This is a genomic window from Cobetia sp. Dlab-2-AX (assembly GCF_024124625.1).
GTDB lineage: Bacteria > Pseudomonadota > Gammaproteobacteria > Pseudomonadales > Halomonadaceae > Cobetia.
On sequence record NZ_JAMXRV010000001.1, the window covers coordinates 36347 to 55124 of the forward strand.

The 18778-nt window shown below is 61.5% G+C and carries 17 protein-coding genes; 3 read left to right on the plus strand and 14 right to left on the minus strand.

From position 1 onward, the window contains the following. Positions 1–34: 34 nt before the first annotated feature. The 14 genes from zigA to urtA form a co-directional block, all read right to left on the minus strand. Positions 35–1279 (minus strand): zinc metallochaperone GTPase ZigA, encoded by a 1245-nt coding sequence (gene zigA / locus NH396_RS00160; protein WP_253060797.1) that lies wholly within the window; start codon positions 1277–1279, stop codon positions 35–37. A gap of 348 nt (positions 1280–1627) precedes the next feature. Further along, positions 1628–2212, minus strand: a complete 585-nt coding sequence (locus NH396_RS00165) for a HupE/UreJ family protein (RefSeq protein ID WP_253060798.1) — start codon at positions 2210–2212, stop codon at positions 1628–1630. A gap of 103 nt (positions 2213–2315) precedes the next feature. Further along, a complete protein-coding gene (ureG, locus tag NH396_RS00170; RefSeq protein ID WP_253060799.1) occupies positions 2316–2954 on the minus strand; it encodes an urease accessory protein UreG in 639 nt (212 codons plus the stop codon). A gap of 81 nt (positions 2955–3035) precedes the next feature. Further along, positions 3036–3737: an urease accessory UreF family protein gene (locus NH396_RS00175; RefSeq protein ID WP_253060800.1), complete on the minus strand. Its 702-nt coding sequence runs from the start codon at positions 3735–3737 to the stop codon at positions 3036–3038. Continuing rightward, complete coding sequence (locus NH396_RS00180; RefSeq protein ID WP_253060801.1) at positions 3727–4383, minus strand: urease accessory protein UreE; 657 nt, start codon at positions 4381–4383, stop codon at positions 3727–3729. Before NH396_RS00180 ends, NH396_RS00175 begins: the two co-directional genes overlap by 11 nt. A 22-nt stretch (positions 4384–4405) precedes the next feature. Beyond that, a complete protein-coding gene (gene ureC / locus NH396_RS00185; protein ID WP_253060802.1) occupies positions 4406–6109 on the minus strand; it encodes an urease subunit alpha in 1704 nt (567 codons plus the stop codon). Between the two features lie 144 nt (positions 6110–6253). After that, on the minus strand, positions 6254–6583 hold the full coding sequence (locus NH396_RS00190; protein ID WP_253060803.1) for an urease subunit beta: 330 nt from the start codon (positions 6581–6583) through the stop codon (positions 6254–6256). Positions 6584–6594: 11 nt separating this feature from the next. Next, positions 6595–6897 (minus strand): urease subunit gamma, encoded by a 303-nt coding sequence (gene ureA / locus NH396_RS00195; protein ID WP_024952521.1) that lies wholly within the window; start codon positions 6895–6897, stop codon positions 6595–6597. Between the two features lie 41 nt (positions 6898–6938). After that, positions 6939–7862, minus strand: a complete 924-nt coding sequence (locus NH396_RS00200) for an urease accessory protein UreD (protein WP_253060804.1) — start codon at positions 7860–7862, stop codon at positions 6939–6941. An 11-nt stretch (positions 7863–7873) separates the two neighbouring features. Further along, a complete protein-coding gene (urtE, locus tag NH396_RS00205) occupies positions 7874–8590 on the minus strand; it encodes an urea ABC transporter ATP-binding subunit UrtE (protein ID WP_253061509.1) in 717 nt (238 codons plus the stop codon). Between the two features lie 47 nt (positions 8591–8637). Continuing rightward, the gene (gene urtD / locus NH396_RS00210; protein ID WP_253060805.1) at positions 8638–9465 is read right to left on the minus strand and encodes an urea ABC transporter ATP-binding protein UrtD; all 828 of its coding nucleotides are present in this window, start codon (positions 9463–9465) and stop codon (positions 8638–8640) included. After that, positions 9462–10643 carry an urea ABC transporter permease subunit UrtC gene (gene urtC, locus NH396_RS00215; protein WP_253060806.1) on the minus strand — a complete coding sequence of 394 codons (1182 nt, stop codon included), beginning with the start codon at positions 10641–10643 and terminating at the stop codon, positions 9462–9464. Before urtC ends, urtD begins: the two co-directional genes overlap by 4 nt. A 3-nt stretch (positions 10644–10646) precedes the next feature. After that, positions 10647–12299 (minus strand): urea ABC transporter permease subunit UrtB, encoded by a 1653-nt coding sequence (gene urtB / locus NH396_RS00220; RefSeq protein ID WP_253060808.1) that lies wholly within the window; start codon positions 12297–12299, stop codon positions 10647–10649. Between the two features lie 134 nt (positions 12300–12433). Beyond that, entirely contained in the window at positions 12434–13708 is a 1275-nt protein-coding gene (urtA, locus tag NH396_RS00225) for an urea ABC transporter substrate-binding protein (RefSeq protein ID WP_253061511.1), read from the minus strand. Between the two features lie 650 nt (positions 13709–14358). On the opposite strand from urtA, the gene NH396_RS00230 reads away from it, so the two are divergent. The 3 genes from NH396_RS00230 to NH396_RS00240 all read left to right on the plus strand — a co-directional run bounded on the left by NH396_RS00230 (position 14359) and on the right by NH396_RS00240 (position 18722). After that, complete coding sequence (locus NH396_RS00230; RefSeq protein WP_253060810.1) at positions 14359–15351, plus strand: site-specific integrase; 993 nt, start codon at positions 14359–14361, stop codon at positions 15349–15351. 115 nt (positions 15352–15466) lie between these two features. Next, on the plus strand, positions 15467–16282 hold the full coding sequence (locus tag NH396_RS00235) for a hypothetical protein (protein WP_253060812.1): 816 nt from the start codon (positions 15467–15469) through the stop codon (positions 16280–16282). Then, positions 16272–18722, plus strand: a complete 2451-nt coding sequence (locus tag NH396_RS00240) for a hypothetical protein (RefSeq protein WP_253060814.1) — start codon at positions 16272–16274, stop codon at positions 18720–18722. The genes NH396_RS00235 and NH396_RS00240 overlap by 11 nt, the downstream gene beginning before the upstream one ends. Positions 18723–18778 lie beyond the last annotated feature (56 nt).

Here is an 18778-nt window from a genome sequence, read left to right on the forward strand (position 1 = left end):
GCTCAAGCGACTTCTTTCACTCCAAAGCAGAGTCTCACTCCCAAGCGGGGAACGGGTCGGGCAAGGTGCGCCACATCTCTTGCCCTGCCAGCAACGTGGCGTCATCGAGTAGACACTCGTCAAGCGCCTGGCGGATACGGGCTTCGTCGAGGTTCTGACCGATGAAGACCAGCTCCTGGCGCATATCGCCGAACGGCTCCTGCCACTTTTCCCGGATCGACTCAAGATACTCTGGATCATCCGGCCACTGAGATTGCGGAACGGCCTTCCAGAACATCCCACCAAACCCGTAGTGGGCGATGCCACCGGCTTGGTTCCACTGCCCCGCGAACTGTGGACGCGTGGCCAGCCAGAAGAAACCCTTGGAACGCAGCAGCTTGCCCCCGAACCAGTCTCCGTGAAGCAGCTGATGGAATTTCTCGGGGTGGAACGGTACGCGCGCATGATAGGAGAAACTCGAGATACCGTACTCCTCGGTCTCCGGAACATGCTCGCCACGCATCTCCTTGAGCCAGCCCGGTGCCTGTTGTGCGCGGTCGAAACTGAAACGGCCAGTGTCCAGCACCTTGTCCAATGGCACAGCACCCTGGGTCATGGGCAGGATCTCGGCCTCCGGATTGAGCGAGCGTAGCACCGCCTTCAACTCGTCGAGCGCTGCGTTATCCATCAAATCCGTCTTGCTGATCAACAGCACATCACAGAACTCGATCTGATCGACCAGCAGATCCGCGACATTGCGCTCATCGTCCTCACCGAGGCTTTCCCCCGCTTCGGCCAGGGACTGCGCCTCGCGATACTGGGTCAGAAAGTTGGCACCATCCACGACGGTGACCATGGTATCGAGGCGCGCGACACTGGAGAGGCACTGACCATCTTCGTCCTCGAAGGTGAAGGTCTCCGCCACCGGTAGTGGCTCGGAAATCCCGGTGGACTCGATCACCAGGCAATCGAAGCGCCCTTCTTCCGCCAACCGCCGTACCTCGATGAGCAGATCCTCACGCAGCGTGCAGCAGATGCAGCCATTGCTCATCTCGACCAGCTGCTCCTCTGCACGATTGAGGGTGACTTCATTCTCGGCACCAGGCGCGCCACGCACCATGGCCGCATCGATGTTGACCTCGCTCATGTCATTGACGATCACCGCCACTCGGCGCCCTTCGCGGTTGGCGAGAATATGATTGAGCAACGTCGTCTTGCCAGCGCCCAGAAAACCGGACAGTACGGTGACTGGTAGGGGGTGAGACAGGGATTGCGAAAGGGGGTCTTGTGGGGAGTTCATCAAGCGGCACCTCGATAGGATAGGGTCTTGGCCACGTCGCTTTCGCCTGAAGGTATCCTTGTCGGCGCAGGGCCTGGGACAGGGTCAGGACGAGGGTCAGGTAAGCGCCTGGACGTGGGGACCTCTGGTTTCTCGATCATCAAACGCGCCAAATGATACGTTATAACATAATCATTCGTCAGCCATTTTTTATCAGTGCCGCCCAGCGCGTAAGTCCCCCAAGCGACCAACAGAACGGCGAGAGCGCGCAGCAAGCAGAAACGCACACGCCCCGCTGGCAAGCCAGCGGGGCGTGAAGTGGTGTAATCAGCGGTACTTTTTAGCCGCGAGCAGAATGGCAGGTGATGATCAGACCGCCATCATCACCGCAGAGGCCATCACTGCCCCACCCACAAGACGCGATGCGATCACCGGCACGCTCATCAGACGCTGACCCACAACACGGCCCAGCATCGACAAGGCCAGCGTCGCGACCACAAAGCCCGCCATGTAACCCATGGCACTGCCACCCCCCGGCATTTCCAGCGCATGAGCGAAGCCGTGGAAGGCCATGAAGCCGGCCACCATGACGGCACCAGCCAGAGTCGGCAGACGCAGCAGCAGCGCCACCAGCGCACCGGACACCAGCACCGAGAGCAGAATGCCCTGCTCGGCGATGAGGGCATGCAAGGCCTGTCCACCGCTGAGCAGCGCAATGCCCGCCCCAGCGAGCATGCCGACGACCATCAGCAGCGGCGTGCCGAGTCTCAAGGCTCGCGACTGACGCGCACTCCAGATGCCGATGGCCAGCATGGCCAGAAGGTGATCCAACCCGGTAAAGGGATGCGAGAGGCCAGCCATCAGCCCCTGGGCATCATGGCCGGGGTGTGCGGAGGCCGAGGTCGCCACCAGCAGCAGCGAGGTGGCAAGCAGTGCGGAGTGAGAACGCTTCATATGTCATTCCTGAAAAAGATGATGATGAATCCCCCGACACCCGTGGTGAGGCACATGTCGGGAGACAATGAATCCTGAGCCAGCGGCAGGAAACGCTGCGCTGTCAGGCCTGTGCGGCCAGCTTTTCTGGGCGACGCTCCGGCAGCATGCCCCGATCCAGAATGAAGGCGATGATCTCTTCCAGCCCGACACCGTCATACAGATTGGCGAACACGAAAGGCCGCTCGCCACGCATCTTGCGCGAATCGCGATCCATCACTTCGAGCGAGGCATGCACCTGCTCGGCGATGTCGATCTTGTTGATGATCAGCAGGTCCGACTTGGTGATGCCCGGCCCGCCCTTGCGGGGAATCTTGTCGCCTGCCGAGACGTCGATCACATAGAGGGTGAGATCGGAAAGCTCGGGGCTGAAGGTCGCGGACAGGTTGTCGCCGCCGGATTCCACCAGCACCAGCTCCATGTCCGGGTGACGCGCCTGCAGATCATCGATGGCCGCCAGATTCATCGAGGCATCCTCCCGAATCGCGGTATGCGGGCAGCCGCCGGTCTCGACGCCGAGGATACGATCCGCGGCCAGCGCTTCATGGCGCAGCAGGAAATCGGCATCTTCGCGGGTGTAGATGTCATTGGTGACCACCCCGATGTTGTAATGATCGCGCAGGGCCAGACACAGCTGGCGCAACAGCGCCGTCTTGCCGGAGCCCACCGGCCCACCCACTCCTACGCGTAGACAATGCTTCATGGCAGCTTCCTTTCTCGTGAGGTATCAGACGTTTATGTCGGTCGGTTCAGGCGCCGCCGCCTCAAGACGGGCGGTTTTGGCTCAACTCCTGAACAGACGGGAATATTGTGTTTCGTGCTGGGCGGAGGCGAGCGCCAGCCCCGGCAATATCGGGCCAAGCTCACCATCCAAACGCTCAAGCGCCTGCGCGACGACCTCCACTACGCGGGGGCGCAGCTGCTCGGTCAGGCGTTGGGCGGCAGTGTGCCCCAGCGGCATGGCCTTGCAGGCCACCGCCAGCTGGTTCTCGAGCCAGGCCCAGGCGAAACCGATCAAGGTCTGGCGCGGCGGCACTCCCCGCTGATGCGCCACCCAGGCAAACACCGTGACGTAGCCGGGCGCCTGCGGCATTAGCGCGCTTGGCGGTTCGAGCTTGAGACTTTTGAGCAGGCGCAGCAGCGCCGCCCCGAGACGCGCGTCCTCATCGCTGAGTTCGGCGGTTTCACGGGTGGCCTTGAGCCAGCCATCCCACTCGTCGAGCGCCGCTGCATCCCCTTCGGCCCATGCCTGCTGCAGACGCACCAACAGTGGCAGTTCGCAACGGCCAAGCCCGTCTTCCAGCACACCGTCGATCCACTCGCCAAGCTCCTGCTCCTGAGTGACCCAGCCAAGCTCGAAGGCACTCTCCAGCCCCTGAGACCAGGCAAAGGCGCCGATGGGCAAGGCAGGGCTTACCAGCTGCAACAGCCCCAGCAGCGCCAGATCCTCCTGCGCCGGCAGGCCCACCACGCCATCAGTGCTCATGCGTGTGCTCATGGGCGTGGTTGTGAGAATGGCCGTGGCCGTGGCTGTGCTCATGGTCATAGTCATGGTCGTGAGCATGTGAGTGGCCGTGTGAATGAGCATGCCCCTGTCCTGCCTGGGCATAGGCGCCCGGCTCAGGGTCAAAAGGCGCCTCGTGATAGGTGAGGGTCGCGCCGAGGCGCTCGGCCAGTTCTTCCAGCACGTGATCCGGCGGGAAGCGCACCCAGCCGGTTGCGCTCTGTGCTTCGCCCGCTGCTTCACCCTTTGCTTCGCCTTTTCCTTCAGCATCAGCGCCAGGCGTCTGCATGCCGATGGCGAGCTGCACATGGCGATTGCCCAGGTGATAGCAGAGCGCGGCCATCGGACGGCCGGCGGCGATGTGGGCAGTCACTACCGGCTCATCCGCGGCGCGGATGCGGATCACCTCACCCTCGCGCGAGGCCAGTCGATCGCCATCACGCAGTACCGGTCCGCGATCCAGAAACAGGCCGACCTCGCGCCCGCCGTCCGTGGTGGCACGCAGCCGCCCGCGGATGCGCAGCTCCAGCGGCAGGGTCAAGGTATCGAGGGGCTCGGCCTCGGTGTGAGCGCTCGCTGAGTCGCCTGAACCGTTGGCGTCTGGCAGGCGATGTATTAGTTCCATCATGGCGTCAATCTCAAATAAGGAGTCAGAACAGGTGATAGCGCTGGGCCAATGGCAGCTCGCTGGCTGGCTCACAGGTCAGCAGCTCACCGTCGGCGAAGACTTCGTAGGTCTCGGGGTCGACCTTGAGCTCCGGGCAGGCGTCATTGAGTTTCATGTCGCACTTGCGCACCTGACGCACGTCGCGGCAGGCGGACAGCGGGCTGTCGAGCCCGAGCGCCTCCCCGACACCGGCCTTGAGCGCCGCCTGGGAGACGAAGGTCAAGCGCGTGGCGCTGGCCGCCTTGCCGAAGGCACCGAACATCGGGCGGTAATGCACCGGCTGCGGCGTGGGAATCGAGGCATTCGGGTCGCCCATCGGCGCGGCAGCAATCATGCCGCCCTTGAGGATGCAGGCCGGTTTGACGCCGAACAACGCCGGTGACCACAGCACCAGGTCCGCCAGCTTGCCGACCTCGATGGAGCCGACCTCATGGGCGATACCGTGGGTGATGGCCGAGTTGATGGTGTACTTGGCGATATAGCGGCGCGCACGGAAGTTGTCGGTGCCGCGCTCGGCATCCTCCGCCAGAAAGCCGCGCTGCTCGCGCATCTTGTGCGCCGTCTGCCAGGTACGGCAGATCACCTCGCCCACGCGGCCCATCGCCTGGGAATCCGAGGACATCATCGAGATGACACCCAGGTCATGCAGGATGTCCTCGGCGGCGATGGTCTCGCGGCGAATGCGCGAATCGGCGAAGGCGACATCCTCGGGGATGCTCGGGTCCAGGTGATGGCAGACCATCAGCATGTCGAGATGCTCGTCAACCGTGTTGACGGTGTAGGGACGCGTCGGGTTGGTGGATGACGGCAGCACGTTGGGCCGCGAGCAGGCGGTGATAATGTCCGGGGCATGGCCGCCACCGGCACCTTCGGTGTGGAAGGTGTGGATGCAGCGGTCCTTAAAGGCCGCCAGGGTATCCTCAACGAAGCCCGACTCGTTCAGGGTGTCGGTATGGATCGCCACCTGCACGTCATAGGCATCAGCGACTGTGAGACAGTTGTCGATGGAGGCCGGCGACGTGCCCCAGTCCTCATGCAGCTTGAGGCCAATCACGCCGACCTCGATCTGCTGCTCCAGCCCCTGTGGCAGCGAGGCATTGCCCTTGCCGAGAAAGCCGATGTTCATCGGCAGGCTGTCCACTGCCTGCAGCATCTTGCTGATATGCCAAGGCCCCGGCGTGCAGGTGGTGGCATTGGTGCCGGTGGCCGGTCCCGTTCCACCGCCGAGCATGGTGGTGATGCCGCTCATCAGCGCCTCTTCCACCTGCTGAGGGCAGATGAAGTGGATATGCGGGTCGACGCCACCGGCGGTGAGGATCTTGCCCTCGCCGGCGATGATCTCGGTGCCCGGGCCAATCACGATATCCACGTCTGGCTGGGTGTCGGGATTGCCGGCCTTGCCAATGGCCGCGATGCGCCCGGCCTTGAGACCGACATCCGCCTTGACGATGCCCCACCAGTCCAGAATCAGCGCGTTGGTGATCACGGTATCCATCACGCTGTCATCGGCGCGCTGGCTCTGGCCCATGCCATCGCGGATCACCTTGCCACCGCCGAACTTCACTTCTTCCCCGTAATGGGTGAAATCCTTCTCCACCTCGATCCACAGCGCCGTATCGCCCAGACGCACGCGGTCCCCGGTGGTCGGGCCGTACATGTCGGCATAGGCCTGTCGCGTTATCTTCATGGATTGCCTCTTGATCCCTGAGCTACAGCTTTTAAGCCAACGCTTCTGAGCTGCAGTTGCTGAACTGCCGTTGCCAAGTTTGCTCCGAGCCGAATGCCTGTCAGCGCCATTGCCTGACGCCTTGTCGTAAGAGGCATCGCTCGCTCAGCGCTCGACACTGCCGTCATCCTTGAGTTGCCCCATCACCTCGCCGCGGAAGCCATAGATATGACGACTGCCGGCAAAGGGAATCAGCGTGACATCACGCGTCTGCCCCGGTTCGAAGCGAATCGCCGTGCCGGCGGCGATGTCCAGGCGCTGCCCGAGGGCGGCCTCGCGATCAAACACGAGCGACGGATTGGCTTCGGCAAAGTGATAGTGCGAGCCGATCTGGATCGGCCGGTCGCCGGTATTGCCGACCGAGAGCGTGGTGCGCAGGCGATCTTCGCAGAGAGAGATCTCGCCGTCCGCCACCAGATATTCGCCGGGAATCATGATTGCTCGCCTCACACGATGGGGTTGTGAACGGTCACCAGCTTGGTGCCATCCGGGAAGGTCGCCTCGACCTGCACTTCGGGAATCATCTCGGCGATGCCTTCCATCACGTCATCACGGGTCAGTACCTCCGCCCCGCGCCCCATCAGCTCGGCGACACTCAAGCCTTCACGTGCGCCTTCCAAAATCTCGGCGCTGATCAAGGCGATGGATTCCGGGTAGTTGAGCTTGAGGCCCTTGGCCTTGCGGCGTTCCGCCAGCAGCGCTGCGGTGAACAGCAACAGCTTGTCCTTGTCTCTTGGCGTCAGTTCCATGTCGTGGCTCTTGTGGTTGTCATTCAGTGGGACTTTCGAGATCAGGTCAGCCAGATACGTGGCACCTGTGCCTCACGCCCCGTCATCAGTGGGCGCAGGAGCTGCCATGCCTGCTGGCACAGCGCCCAGGCTTCGTTGCGTTCATGGCCCAGATAGCGCAGTAGCAATACGCCTTCGCGGCGAGTCACCGCCCAGCGCGGGGAAGCCGGCAATGCCTCACGCAGGGCCTCGATGGCCGCCGCCTCATCCTCGAGCCCGACCGCCCACAGCGTGGCCTGCACACTGCAACCGCCCTGCCCCCAGCGCCCGGTGAAGCGCGGATGCAGCGGGTCCAGCGACTGGCGCTCGATCCACACTGGCTTGCCGTCACGGGTCAAGCGAAAGCGTTGTTCGAGATGGCCACTGACGAAGGGCAGCTCACCGACCGGGCGCCCCAGTGCCAGCACTTCCCAGCCCATACAGCGCGCAGAGCCGGCAAGCTCGAGGGTGGTGGTCTGTTCACCGCGCGAGCCATTGAACGCCAGCGTCTCCTGGGGCAGCCATTCCAGGATGGCCCCGTCGGCGACCTTGAGATGGGTATGCTGGCCCCAGGTCACGCCGTTGCGGTCTGCCTTGTAGAGCTTGGCCGCCGCCGGCGTGGTCAGCAGCACATGCGCGCCCTCCTCCACCTCGGCCTCGACCTGCAGCGCATCGCCGCTGACCAGCCCACCGGGGGGATGAAGCAGATAGACGTGGCAGCAGCCGTGGCGGCCCTCGGGGTAGAACGGCCGCTGCACGCGCAGCGGGCCGTGATGGCGTCTGCGCGTCAGGCGGGTGATGGCGCGCCCGCTATCACTGGTGTCGCGCGCATCCGCCTCGAACCGCAGCGCCAGCGAGGCCTGCCACTGGCGCTGGTCATCGAAGCGGTGGCCGGAGACATTGGCCTCACTGCGCGCGGCATCCGTCGCGCCATCAGCGGGAATCACGCATCGGATCGTCATACGGTCAGGTGCTGCTTGATCAGTTCATCGGACAGCGCTGCTATCTCGCCTTCGGCCACCCGGCGGCCGCGATCCATGATCACGAAGCGATCAGCGTATTTGCGCGCAAAGGGCAGCTTCTGCTCGACCAGCAGCACCGTCAGGCCGTCTTCCTTGATCAGGCGACGGATGACCTCACCGATCTGGGCGACGATATTGGGCTGGATGCCCTCACCGGGCTCATCGAGAATCAGCAGGCGCGGCTCGATCACCAGCGCGCGGCCGATGGCGAGCTGTTGCTGCTGGCCGCCAGACAGGTCACCCCCGCGGCGGTGACGCATCTCCTTGAGCACGGGAAACAGCTCATAGATGCGCTCGGGAATCTGGCGCAGGCCATCCCGGCGCACGGCAAGCCCGGTGCGCAGATTCTCTTCCACCGTCATCATCGGGAAGATCTGCCGCCCCTGGGGAACGTAACCAACCCCTAGACGGGCGCGCTCCTCGAGCTTGCGACCTGTCAGATCAAGCGGCTCATTGCTACTGGTATCGGCGCGGTACAGAAGCTTGCCGTCACGGACGCTCTCCTCGCCCATGATGCATTTCATCAGCGTGGTCTTGCCGACGCCGTTGCGGCCCATCACGCAGGTGCATTGCCCAACGGGAATCTCCAGCGTCAGGTCCCATAGCGTGTGGCTTTCCCCATAGAACTGGTTGAGCGTGTCGATGGTCAGCAGCGGCGACTCGCCGCTCGGCATCGGTGCCTTGGTGTTCAGCGCTTGCGTCATCCGTCACTCTCTCCCAGGTAGACCTCGACGACTTTCGGGTCGCTCGATACCGCATCCATGCTGCCTTCCGCCAACACCGCGCCCTGATGCAACACCGTGACCTTACGCGCGATGGAGCGCACGAAGCCCATGTCGTGCTCGACCACCACCACCGACTGGCGTCCCGCCAAACTGGTCAGCAGCTCCGCGGTGCGCTCCATCTCCTGCTCGGTCATGCCGGCTACCGGTTCGTCGACCAGCAGCAGACGCGGCTTCTGCATCAACAGCATGCCGATCTCCAGCCACTGCTTCTGGCCGTGGGACAGGATGCCCGCCTCGCGCGCATGCCACTCCTTGAGGTGGATCGTCTGAAGCACTTCCTCGATCCTGGCGCGGGTCTCGCCGCTCATGCGTGCAGCCAGCGTCGGAAAGATGCGCTTGTCGGTGGCCATCGCGAGTTCGAGATTCTCGAACACGCTGAGTGCCTCGAAGACGGTGGGCTTCTGGAACTTGCGCCCGATGCCGAGGGTGGCGATTTCGGGCTCACTCATGCGCAGCAGATCGTGACGGCTGCCGAACCACACCGAGCCACTGTCGGGGCGCGTCTTGCCGGTGATGATGTCCATCATCGTGGTCTTGCCCGCGCCGTTGGGGCCGATGATGCAGCGCAGCTCGCCATCGTCGATGGTCAGGTTGAGGTCATTGATCGCCTTGAAGCCATCAAAGCTGACACTGACATCCTCCAGATAGAGGATCGGCCCATGGGTCACATCCACCGGCGAGGTGCGCGGGGTCAGGAAGTCGAACACGCGGTCACGCGTGGCCATCTCTTTCAACAGGCTCATGCCGTGGCCTCCTCGATGGGACGGGAACCGGATGCCGATTCGGACGGTGGTTCGCTCTTCGCGTTGGATGACTGCGAGCGTCTGCCCCAGCCACGCTGAGCGAACAGGCCGGCGATGCCCTTGGGCAACAGCACGGTGACCAGCACGAACAGGCCACCAAGGGCGAACAGCCAGGCGTCCGGCATGATGCCGGTGAACACCGTCTTGGCGTAGTTGACGATCAGCGCCCCCAGCACGGCGCCGTAGAGCGTCGCGCGGCCACCGAGCGCCACCCACACCACCACCTCGATGGAGAACAGCGGCGAGAACTCGCCGGGATTGATGATGCCGACCTGCGGCACGTACAGCGCCCCGGCTACCCCGGCCAGCATCGCCGAGACCACGAAGATGAACAGCTGGACACGTTCGACGCGGTAACCCAGAAAGCGCGTGCGTGCCTCGGCGTCGCGACAGGCGATGCTCAAACGCCCCAGCTTGGAGCCGACGATGCCACGACACAGCAGATAGCCGAGCCCCAGCGCCACGCCACTGGCGATGAACAGCGCGATGCGTACCGCATCCGTGCGCAGATCGAAGCCGAGAATGTCCTTGAAGTCGGTCAGGCCGTTGTTGCCACCGAAGCCCATCTCGTTGCGGAAGAACGCCAGCATCAAGGCGAAGGTCAGCGCCTGGGTGATGATCGAGAGATAGACGCCGGTGACGCGGGAGCGGAAGGCGAGGAAGCCGAACACCAGCGCCAGCAGCCCCGGCGCCAGCAGCACCATGAGGAAGGCGAAGCCGGGCATGTCGAAGCCCTGCCAGAACCACGGCAGCTCCTGCCAGTTGAGGAAGACCATGAAGTCTGGCAGTTCCGGATTGCCATAGACGCCGCGGTCACCAATCTCGCGCATCAGGTACATGCCCATGGCGTAACCGCCCAGCGCGAAGAAGGCGCCGTGACCCAGGCTGAGAATGCCCAGGTAGCCCCAGACGAGATCCACCGCGACCGCCAGCAGCGCATAGCACAGGTACTTGCCCAGCAGGGTGACGGTGAAGGTGCTGACATGCAGCGGATGCCCCTCGGGCAGCAGCACATGCAGCAGCGTGATCGCGAGCACCGACAGCGTCAGCACCGCGAGGAAGATCTGGGTGGAGCGCTCCGTGAAGGGGCGCGCCAGCCAGGAACGTGAATCAGGCATGGATCAACCCTCCGCGGCGCGGCCCTTCTGCGGGAAGAGTCCCCGCGGGCGCTTTTGAATGAACAGGATGATGAAGACCAGCACCACGATCTTGGCGAGAACCGCGCCCGCCCAGGGCTCGAGGAACTGATTGAGCAGCCCAAGCGACATGCCGGCCACCAGCGTGCCCCACAGATTGCCGACCCCGCCGAACACCACGACCATGAAGGAATCGATGATGTAGTTCTGGCCCAGGTTCGGCCCGACGTTGGTGATCTGGGAGAGCGCGACCCCGGCCAGGCCGGCCACACCGGAGCCCAGCGCGAAGGTCATGATGTCGACACGGGTCGCCTTGATGCCCATCGAACGCGCCATGGCCCGGTTCTGGGTCACCGCGCGAACTTCGAGGCCGAGACGGGTGCGGCGCATGATCAGCATCAAGCCGGCGAACACGAACAGCGCGAAGCCAATGATGTAGAGACGATTGAGCGTCAGTGACAGCGCCTCGTTGATCATCAGCGAGCCACTCATCCACTCCGGCGTGACCACGATGCGATTCAAGGGCGAGATGGTGGTACGCACCAGCTGCTGCAGGATCAGACTGATACCGAAGGTGGCCAGCAAGGTCTCCAGCGGACGCCCCTTGAGGTGCTGGATGACGCTGCGCTCGATGATGACGCCCACCGCCGCCGCGACCAGAAAGCCCGCCGGAATCGACAGCAACAGCGCCAGCCCCGGCTGCCCCGGCAACAGCTGCTGCATGCCCCAGGTGGTGTAGGCGCCCAGCATGATCAGTTCGCCATGCGCCATGTTGATCACGCCCATGACACCAAAGGTGATGGCAAGTCCGATGGCGGCCAGCACCAGTACCGAGCCCAGCGAGAGGCCGAAGTAGAGCGTCTCGAGCCCGCTGTTGAGCTGAAGCTTCTGCTCGATACCGGCCAGCGCCACCTTGGCGGCTTGGGCAAGCTGTGGATCATCACTCACCGCGGCGCCATTGATGGCAGCGATCGCGGCGGCGTTCAGACTGCCGGACAGAGTGTCCAGCGCCGCAAGGTCGCCAGTGGCTTCCAGCTGCTGGATGGCGAGCGCTTCCTTCAGAGTGGTGCGGATAGCGTCATCGCCTTCCTGCTCGATCAAGCTCGGCAGCCGCTCGGCCATCGCCTCGTCGACACTGCCGCGCAGGCCGCGCGCCGCCGCGAGTCTGACCTCGGCATCCGGGGAAGACAGGTCGATCATCGAGAGCACGCCATCGATATGCCCACGCAGCGAGTTGTTGCTGCGCAGCGTTTTGAGGTCGCGGCGCGAGACCTTGCCCGCCGATTCTCCCGACAGGGCGTCGGAAACGGCCCACTCACGGCCGCGATTATTGTCGATGATCAAGAAGCGCTCGGCGTCCTTGAGGCGTGCCAGCTTGCTGGCAGAAAAGGCTTCCAGCCAGCCACGTGCACGTGCATCGCCGCTCATGGCGATCTCATCGATCACGGCCGGCTTGGCCGGGTTGCGTGCCTCGGCAAGCCGGGTCAACAGGGATTGGGCAGCGTCATCGGACAGGCGTGCAGACTGGCCAGTCGCGGACTCGGACTGGGCAGCGGCAAACAGGGGGAATGACAAGAGACAGACCAGCAGCATCCACTGCCAGCACCAGCGGTACATCGTTGCAACGGAGATAGACATCAATAAGGCCATCCATGGTGAACGCGCAAAGGCGTCATCAGTTTCCGAGGGCATCGCGGCCTCGGAGCTGACACTCAACGAGGCGACATGCAGGCTCCCCTGCACGCCGCCTCGCTCTCAGAACGTGCGACGCATCATTGCGCCGCAACGCTCTGTTGAGCCCCACAGGAATGGGTCACGACATTGTAGTTGCCGCATTCCATCGGCTTGCGCCAGTCACTGATCAGGTCCTTGGAACCTTCCAGATAGTCAGACCAGGCATCGCCGGCCACGGTGGACGGGGTCTGCCAGACGACGGAGAACTGACCGTTGTCCTGGATCTCGCCGATCAACACCGGCTTGGTGATGTGATGGTTGGGCATCATGGTGGCGTAGCCGCCAGTCAGGTTAGGCACCGAGACACCGATGATGGCGTCCTTGACCGCATCGACCTCGACACTGCCGGCCTTGCGCGCGGCTTCCATCCACATGTTGAAGCCGATGTAGTGGGCTTCCATCGGGTCATTGGTGACCGCATCTTCCTTGCCGGTGTAATCGATCCACTCATCGATGAAGTCGTAGTTGGTGTCGCTGTCCACGCTCATGAAGTAGTTCCAAGCGGCCAGGTGACCGACCAGCGGTGCGGTATCGATGCCCGAGAGTTCCTGCTCGCCCACCGAGAAGGCCACCACCGGGATATCCTCGGCATTGATGCCCTGATTGGCCAGCTCACGATAGAACGGCACGTTGGCATCGCCATTGATGGTGGACACCACAGCCGTCTTCTTGCCGGCACTGCCGAAGGACTTGATGTCCGAGACGATCGACTGCCAGTTGGAATGGCCGAAGGGGGTGTAATTGATCATCACATCCGCGTCCGCCACGCCCTTTGACTTGAGGTAGGCAGCCAGGATCTTGTTGGTGGTACGCGGATAGACATAATCCGTGCCCGCCAGCACCCAGCGCTCCACGCCGACATCGTTCATCAGATAATCCACTGCCGGAATCGCCTGCTGATTGGGCGCCGCTCCGGTGTAGAAGACGTTCTCCGAGGACTCCTCGCCCTCATACTGCACCGGATAGAACAGCAGGCCGTTGAGCTCCTCGACCACCGGCAACACCGACTTTCGCGAGACGGACGTCCAGTTGCCGAAGATCACGTCGACCTTGTCCTGCGCCAGTAGCTCACGCGCCTTCTCGGCGAACAGCGGCCAGTTGGAGGCCGGGTCGACCACCACAGGCTCCAGCTTGCGTCCCAGCAGCCCGCCCTGCTCGTTCTGCTTCTCGATCAGCATCAGCATGGTGTCTTTCAGTGTCGATTCACTGATCGCCATGGTGCCGGACAGCGAATGCAGGATGCCGACCTTGATCGGCCCCTCTTCTGCCTGAGCGACATTGGCGAGCGAGAAACCGACACAGGCGGATAGCATTGCGGCAGCGATTTTCTTGTTCACGACATTCCCTCGTGTCTTGTTGTACTTGTTGTCCCGACTGAGGTACTGCAATCGATGTGCCAGCCCGTGATCAAGCGCCCCGTTATTGAGACATCATCCTTGTATCGCGCTTGTGGATAGATGCGCGCGCACCTCAAGCGCACCGAAACAGAGCAACAAAATCTCCTTCATGCTGAAAGCGCACCAATATGGTGAGCTTTTTATAAACTCCTTATATAAGCCTCTGTTTCACAGTACTTCTTAGACTGGTTTTGTTGTTGCGTACTGGTGCATATCGCACTCGATAGACCTTCCAACCACAGGGTGTCTCTGCGAAATCAATCCCTATTTAACAGCCCTTCCCCTCTCTATGAGGACAGCGACTTCTGGCATACAGACTGCAGGAGTGCGGCCGTCAGGCCGTTGCAGATCGCCTTCCCTGAAGCACGAAGCCCGATAGCGTAGGTGGGACTTGCGAACAACAGCGCAAGCCACAGGCGTCACATCGTCGACGCCCCACACTACTGATCAACCGAGGTGCTTCATGACCATCCCATTGCCATACCGGTATTCATCCAGGCGTGAAAACGCCACATGCTGGATAACGACTTCTGACTTCGATGGATTGACATCATCAGGAGGTGAGCATGTCGCTTGAAAAGGAACCGGGACGCTTACCGAGCGAAGTCACGCCATGGCTCGGCAAGGAGCAAAGCCATGAGCTGACAGACAACATGCAATTGTCACGCGCCGCGAGACGGCTACTGGCTGACAGCATGGCAAAGAACACCATCCTGGCATTTCGATCAGATATCCGGGGCTTCTTAAAAGCCGGCTACTCACTCCCCGCCACTTCCCATCAGGTCGCCAATTATCTGGCGGAGATGCATGCCAAAGGACGCAAGCCTGCCACGATTTCTCGTCACGCCAGCTCGCTGGGTACCTGGCATGTCTATATGCAGTTGCCCTCGCCCACGCTGAGCCTGGAAGTGAAAGGGGTATTGAAGGGGATTCATCGCAAGAGTGATGGACGACAGCGCCAGGCCCCCGCTTTGCGACTCCATCATTTGCAACAGCTGTTGCAGGCTCTGGACCTCGATGCTCCCCGAGATCTACGTGATGCCAGCATGTTCTGCCTGTGCTTCTACGGGGCGTTTCGCGCAAGTGAGGTCGTCGCGCTCTACCGAGAGGATATCGAATGGCGTGATGGCGGTATCGTGATCACGTTGCGCCACAGCAAAACCAATCAAAGCGGACGGATCGAACAGAAGACGCTCCCCCGCAATCCATCGGGGGGGCGTTGCTGCCCAGTGACGTTACTGGAGGCTTGGCTTGCCTGGAGTGGTATTCGTCGAGGTGCACTGTATCGCTCCATCGATCAGGCAGATCGAGTGGGGGCCGGCAGAATGCACCCCGTCACGTTCGGCAATCTACTCAAGAAGGCGTTACAGCGCGCCAACCTCAGTGCAGAAAAGTTCACCACCCACAGCTTTCGTGCCGGCTTCATTACCGAAGCGCATCTTCGTGGGAAAAGCGATCAACAGATAAAGCGCATCAGCGGGCATCGTGATCAGAAAACCTTCGAACGCTACATTCGACTGGCGGATGACATGCATGACCCGGGCAATGACCTCTTCTGATAGCTCAGCCCATATAGGACGCTGCCAAGGATGGCAGCACTTCCCAAGGCACCAACGAGGTGATATTTATCCTACTATAAGAATTAGATGATTAATAAGACACAAGGGACAGCTCATGACCGATACCTACACGCCCCTGCCTGAGGCTGACTTTTCCATCTCAGGCAAGATACGGAATCTTTCACGACGCTATCTTGGCGATCTCATCTATCTCCCGCCTCCACGCAAAGGCAAGGCCCTTTCACACAAGGGGCTACTGCTCAGTCACCTCCCCATCGTGCTTGTCGGTGCCCAGGGCCACACCGAACTGCTCACCCATGGCATGCTCCTGCGACAACTCAGAGGGGCATCTCTCGAGAACTTCCGTTCCCTCAAGGTGTTTGAGGTAGACCGTGAAACTCTCACCCACGAGGAGCTGGAGGTATTGCGCTATCTGTCAGAGATGCTGCCACAGGAGCTTTTCAATACCACACACGTGATGGAAGCCCGTGCATTCATCAAACAGCTCAATGCGAGGCCTGGGCTGGAAGAGAAATTGGCCCGTATCGTGTTCGGATTATCGAAACCCACCCTGGATATCAAGAGTCTCATGATCCTGACCCAGGGTCGCTGGGCGAAGAGCACACTGCAACGTGCCCACAGTCCCAAAGGCCAGCAGAGTCTCGACGACGATCGCGGAGCCTCAGAGCCACTCTCCCCCGAGACAAGCAAGGACAACGAGGCACAAAAAGCGGCGCCAACATCAGTGCCCCTCACTCCACAGGCACCCAAGCCGACTCCACCCACTCGGTGGCAAGCAGCATCAGGCCCCGCTAAAGACACCACGAGGCCAGCCACCTCACCCACTCGCAGGTCCCATGTAGCACAAAGGGTTGACGACCTGTTGGGCGATCTATTGGACGAGGAAGGGAGTCCTCCTCATGATGCATGACATTCCCGAGAGCAAGACATGGCTCCCCGAAACCATCCTTCATCAGTGGGAAGAGAAACTCGATGACGTGGTATTGTCGGCTTCGGAGGAAACGCGCTTATGGCCGTTTCTTCACTGTAATCTTCCCCCGTGTAGTCAGGCGGATCTCTGGATATCCGCTCATATTCAGGCAGCAGATGACAATGATCCTGAATTGCTCGATCTCATCAACAAACTCCTGAGGAGACTCCCTCTTGCGCCGGGGCCTTTACAGGCGATTCGCCAGAGCCACCCACTGCATAGTCAGCTGACCTTTCCCGATAAATTCGCTCCCTCCATGGTGCGAGCCAATATCGCAAACCAGGCAATACAGCTCGCGCGCCATGACACGCCCTCAACACACGCTTTCGAACTCTTGCCAGGCAATGGCGAGCCATCCCCCATCGAGCACAATCGCCGATTGATTCGTCTTGCCTTGCGCGACATGGCTGGCTACCACTCGGGGCCTTCTGTCGATTGCAATCTCTATTACCAGCATCTATCGACCCTCCATATCGCATTGAAGTACATGCTGCCACTTTGGCAGCACCCGATCGCGTGGCATCGTTCTGCCAATCTCTCGTTACTCAGCGCCTGTAAACATATCCCGTGGCTGAAAAACGGCAACCCAAGGCTGTATGACCAATTGCAGCTGGCCCAGGAACTGCTATCTGGTTACCTGCCCATCGGGGCTCGTCGCGCGCCCTACGCGAAGCGGCTTCCGCAACGCTCCGTCTTGTTTCAAGACTCATTCAAGCGCGACTTTTCATCGGTTGCCTCCAATCCTGAACTACCTGAGACACTCGGTACCGCACGACACTCGGACGACAACGAGGACGTTGACACCAGTCTCGAACCAGACGAGATCTCGCAGCCACAAGACGAAGAGGAAGCGCCCTTTCATCACAAGGGAGACACCCTGTTGACACCGGAAGATTGCAGGGTGATCGCGCGCAAACGTCAGCAAACCTCTATCGCACAGAGCCTGGGAAGCCTGTCGAATTTCGCCACCACTCAAGGGCAGATCCGAAGAATACTGACATTACCTTTGCCGCCTGATGCCAGACTGCTGGTGCAGCTTGTCCTCGCAACAGGTATTGCCCCCGAACGTCTCAGTCAGCTCCGTGTGACGGACGTCGAGCAGGAGGCATTGCTCCGCACTACGCCGGTGTCGCGGAATCAATCACTGCAGTGGGTCCCCGAAAGCAACACACTCTACGTCCCTGTCATTCATGCACCGTCAAAAAGCTCAGCCCTGCCTCTGCGCCTACCGGACGTCCTCGCGATATCCCTCAATCAATTGAGCGAAGCGACAACTCAGCCTCTGACCAAGAGCCTGGCGGTGCTCAACCGCCAGCTGAGGCAACACATGGCAACGCACACAGGCACGACTCCCACGGCCCAGCGCGTGGCGAGAGCCGCACGTCATCACCTTCTCGGCATGGCGAAGACCGATATCGAAGCGGAGTGGCTTCACGGGGAGCTCAGTCTGAAAACAGCAGCGCCTGCCGCTTACCGCAAGACGTCCCTACGTGAACTGCAGCGTCTCATGAACACCTCGCTGGCGTGGTGGGGGATCGCGACACCGATGAAAGCGACCGTGCCTCCCAGGAATGCACACGCCATCACGACCTTGGGCTCGAGCGTGACACTTTCGCTCCACACTGCCAGGGAGGCACTGAAGGGCTTGCATGATCTGGTCCAAAAGGGGCTTTCCGACTTTCCCATTGCTGCCCGTGGCCGAACCCCTTCACCTGAGGACTGCTCGGCCTTGATCGAGCTCAACAGTGCGCTGTGCTGCTACGTGCTCATGGGAGTCCAGCTGACGGCAGGACTTCGTCCACCAGGTGCCACTACGCAAATGTCTCGGCGTGGACGACTGCTGTGGGTCGCTGACAAGGATTCAGGTCTCTACAGAGAAAGCCGGGTCATCCCGTTGCCTCTCCCGGTTTGCCAGAATCTCGATACCCTGCAGGCATGGCAGGCCTCTTGGCGACAGCACTGGCCACGAAATGGCGGGACCTGGCTGTCATGGCCTGAAGACGAGCAGGCACTGGCCATGTGGTGGTCAAGACGCCAAGCCAGCCTCAATCTGACCGCAAAGCCTTGCCAGCAGACCCACATCCGAGGCTGGATCAGCACACATCATCAAGCGCCGTCACTGACAGCCGCGTCACGCAGTGCACTCGCTACCCTGCTGGCACTTCCCGATAACGCGCCACGTCATTTCGTCGCCCAGACACTCGATGGGCGAATGCAAGCGAACACGCTGGATATGCTGCTGGGCCATGTCAAACGCGGCCAGCAGCGTCACGCCCCCTATGCCAGCAACATCTGCCTACCGCCGGAGATGCAACGCCTCTTGGGGGAGTTGTCCGATGAGTTGCGAATCAAGGTGATACCTCTCAAGGATTTGCCATGAGTAGAGATGGGAAGTTTTACCTTGCACCTGCAAGGGAGGCGTCAGGAATCCGATCA

Coding starts and splice junctions, on each gene's coding strand:
- NH396_RS00165 (WP_253060798.1), bottom strand. CDS start 2,212: ATGAAGCGTTCTCACTCCGCACTGCTTGCCACCTCGCTGCTGCTGGTG.
- urtB (WP_253060808.1), bottom strand. CDS start 12,299: ATGTCTATCTCCGTTGCAACGATGTACCGCTGGTGCTGGCAGTGGATG.
- NH396_RS00175 (WP_253060800.1), bottom strand. CDS start 3,737: ATGAGCACTGATGGCGTGGTGGGCCTGCCGGCGCAGGAGGATCTGGCG.
- NH396_RS00230 (WP_253060810.1), top strand. CDS start 14,359: ATGTCGCTTGAAAAGGAACCGGGACGCTTACCGAGCGAAGTCACGCCA.
- NH396_RS00240 (WP_253060814.1), top strand. CDS start 16,272: ATGATGCATGACATTCCCGAGAGCAAGACATGGCTCCCCGAAACCATC.
- NH396_RS00235 (WP_253060812.1), top strand. CDS start 15,467: ATGACCGATACCTACACGCCCCTGCCTGAGGCTGACTTTTCCATCTCA.
- urtC (WP_253060806.1), bottom strand. CDS start 10,643: ATGCCTGATTCACGTTCCTGGCTGGCGCGCCCCTTCACGGAGCGCTCC.
- ureA (WP_024952521.1), bottom strand. CDS start 6,897: ATGGAACTGACGCCAAGAGACAAGGACAAGCTGTTGCTGTTCACCGCA.
- NH396_RS00190 (WP_253060803.1), bottom strand. CDS start 6,583: ATGATTCCCGGCGAATATCTGGTGGCGGACGGCGAGATCTCTCTCTGC.
- zigA (WP_253060797.1), bottom strand. CDS start 1,279: ATGAACTCCCCACAAGACCCCCTTTCGCAATCCCTGTCTCACCCCCTA.
- ureG (WP_253060799.1), bottom strand. CDS start 2,954: ATGAAGCATTGTCTACGCGTAGGAGTGGGTGGGCCGGTGGGCTCCGGC.
- ureC (WP_253060802.1), bottom strand. CDS start 6,109: ATGAAGATAACGCGACAGGCCTATGCCGACATGTACGGCCCGACCACC.
- NH396_RS00180 (WP_253060801.1), bottom strand. CDS start 4,383: ATGATGGAACTAATACATCGCCTGCCAGACGCCAACGGTTCAGGCGAC.
- urtA (WP_253061511.1), bottom strand. CDS start 13,708: ATGCTATCCGCCTGTGTCGGTTTCTCGCTCGCCAATGTCGCTCAGGCA.
- urtD (WP_253060805.1), bottom strand. CDS start 9,465: ATGAGCCTGTTGAAAGAGATGGCCACGCGTGACCGCGTGTTCGACTTC.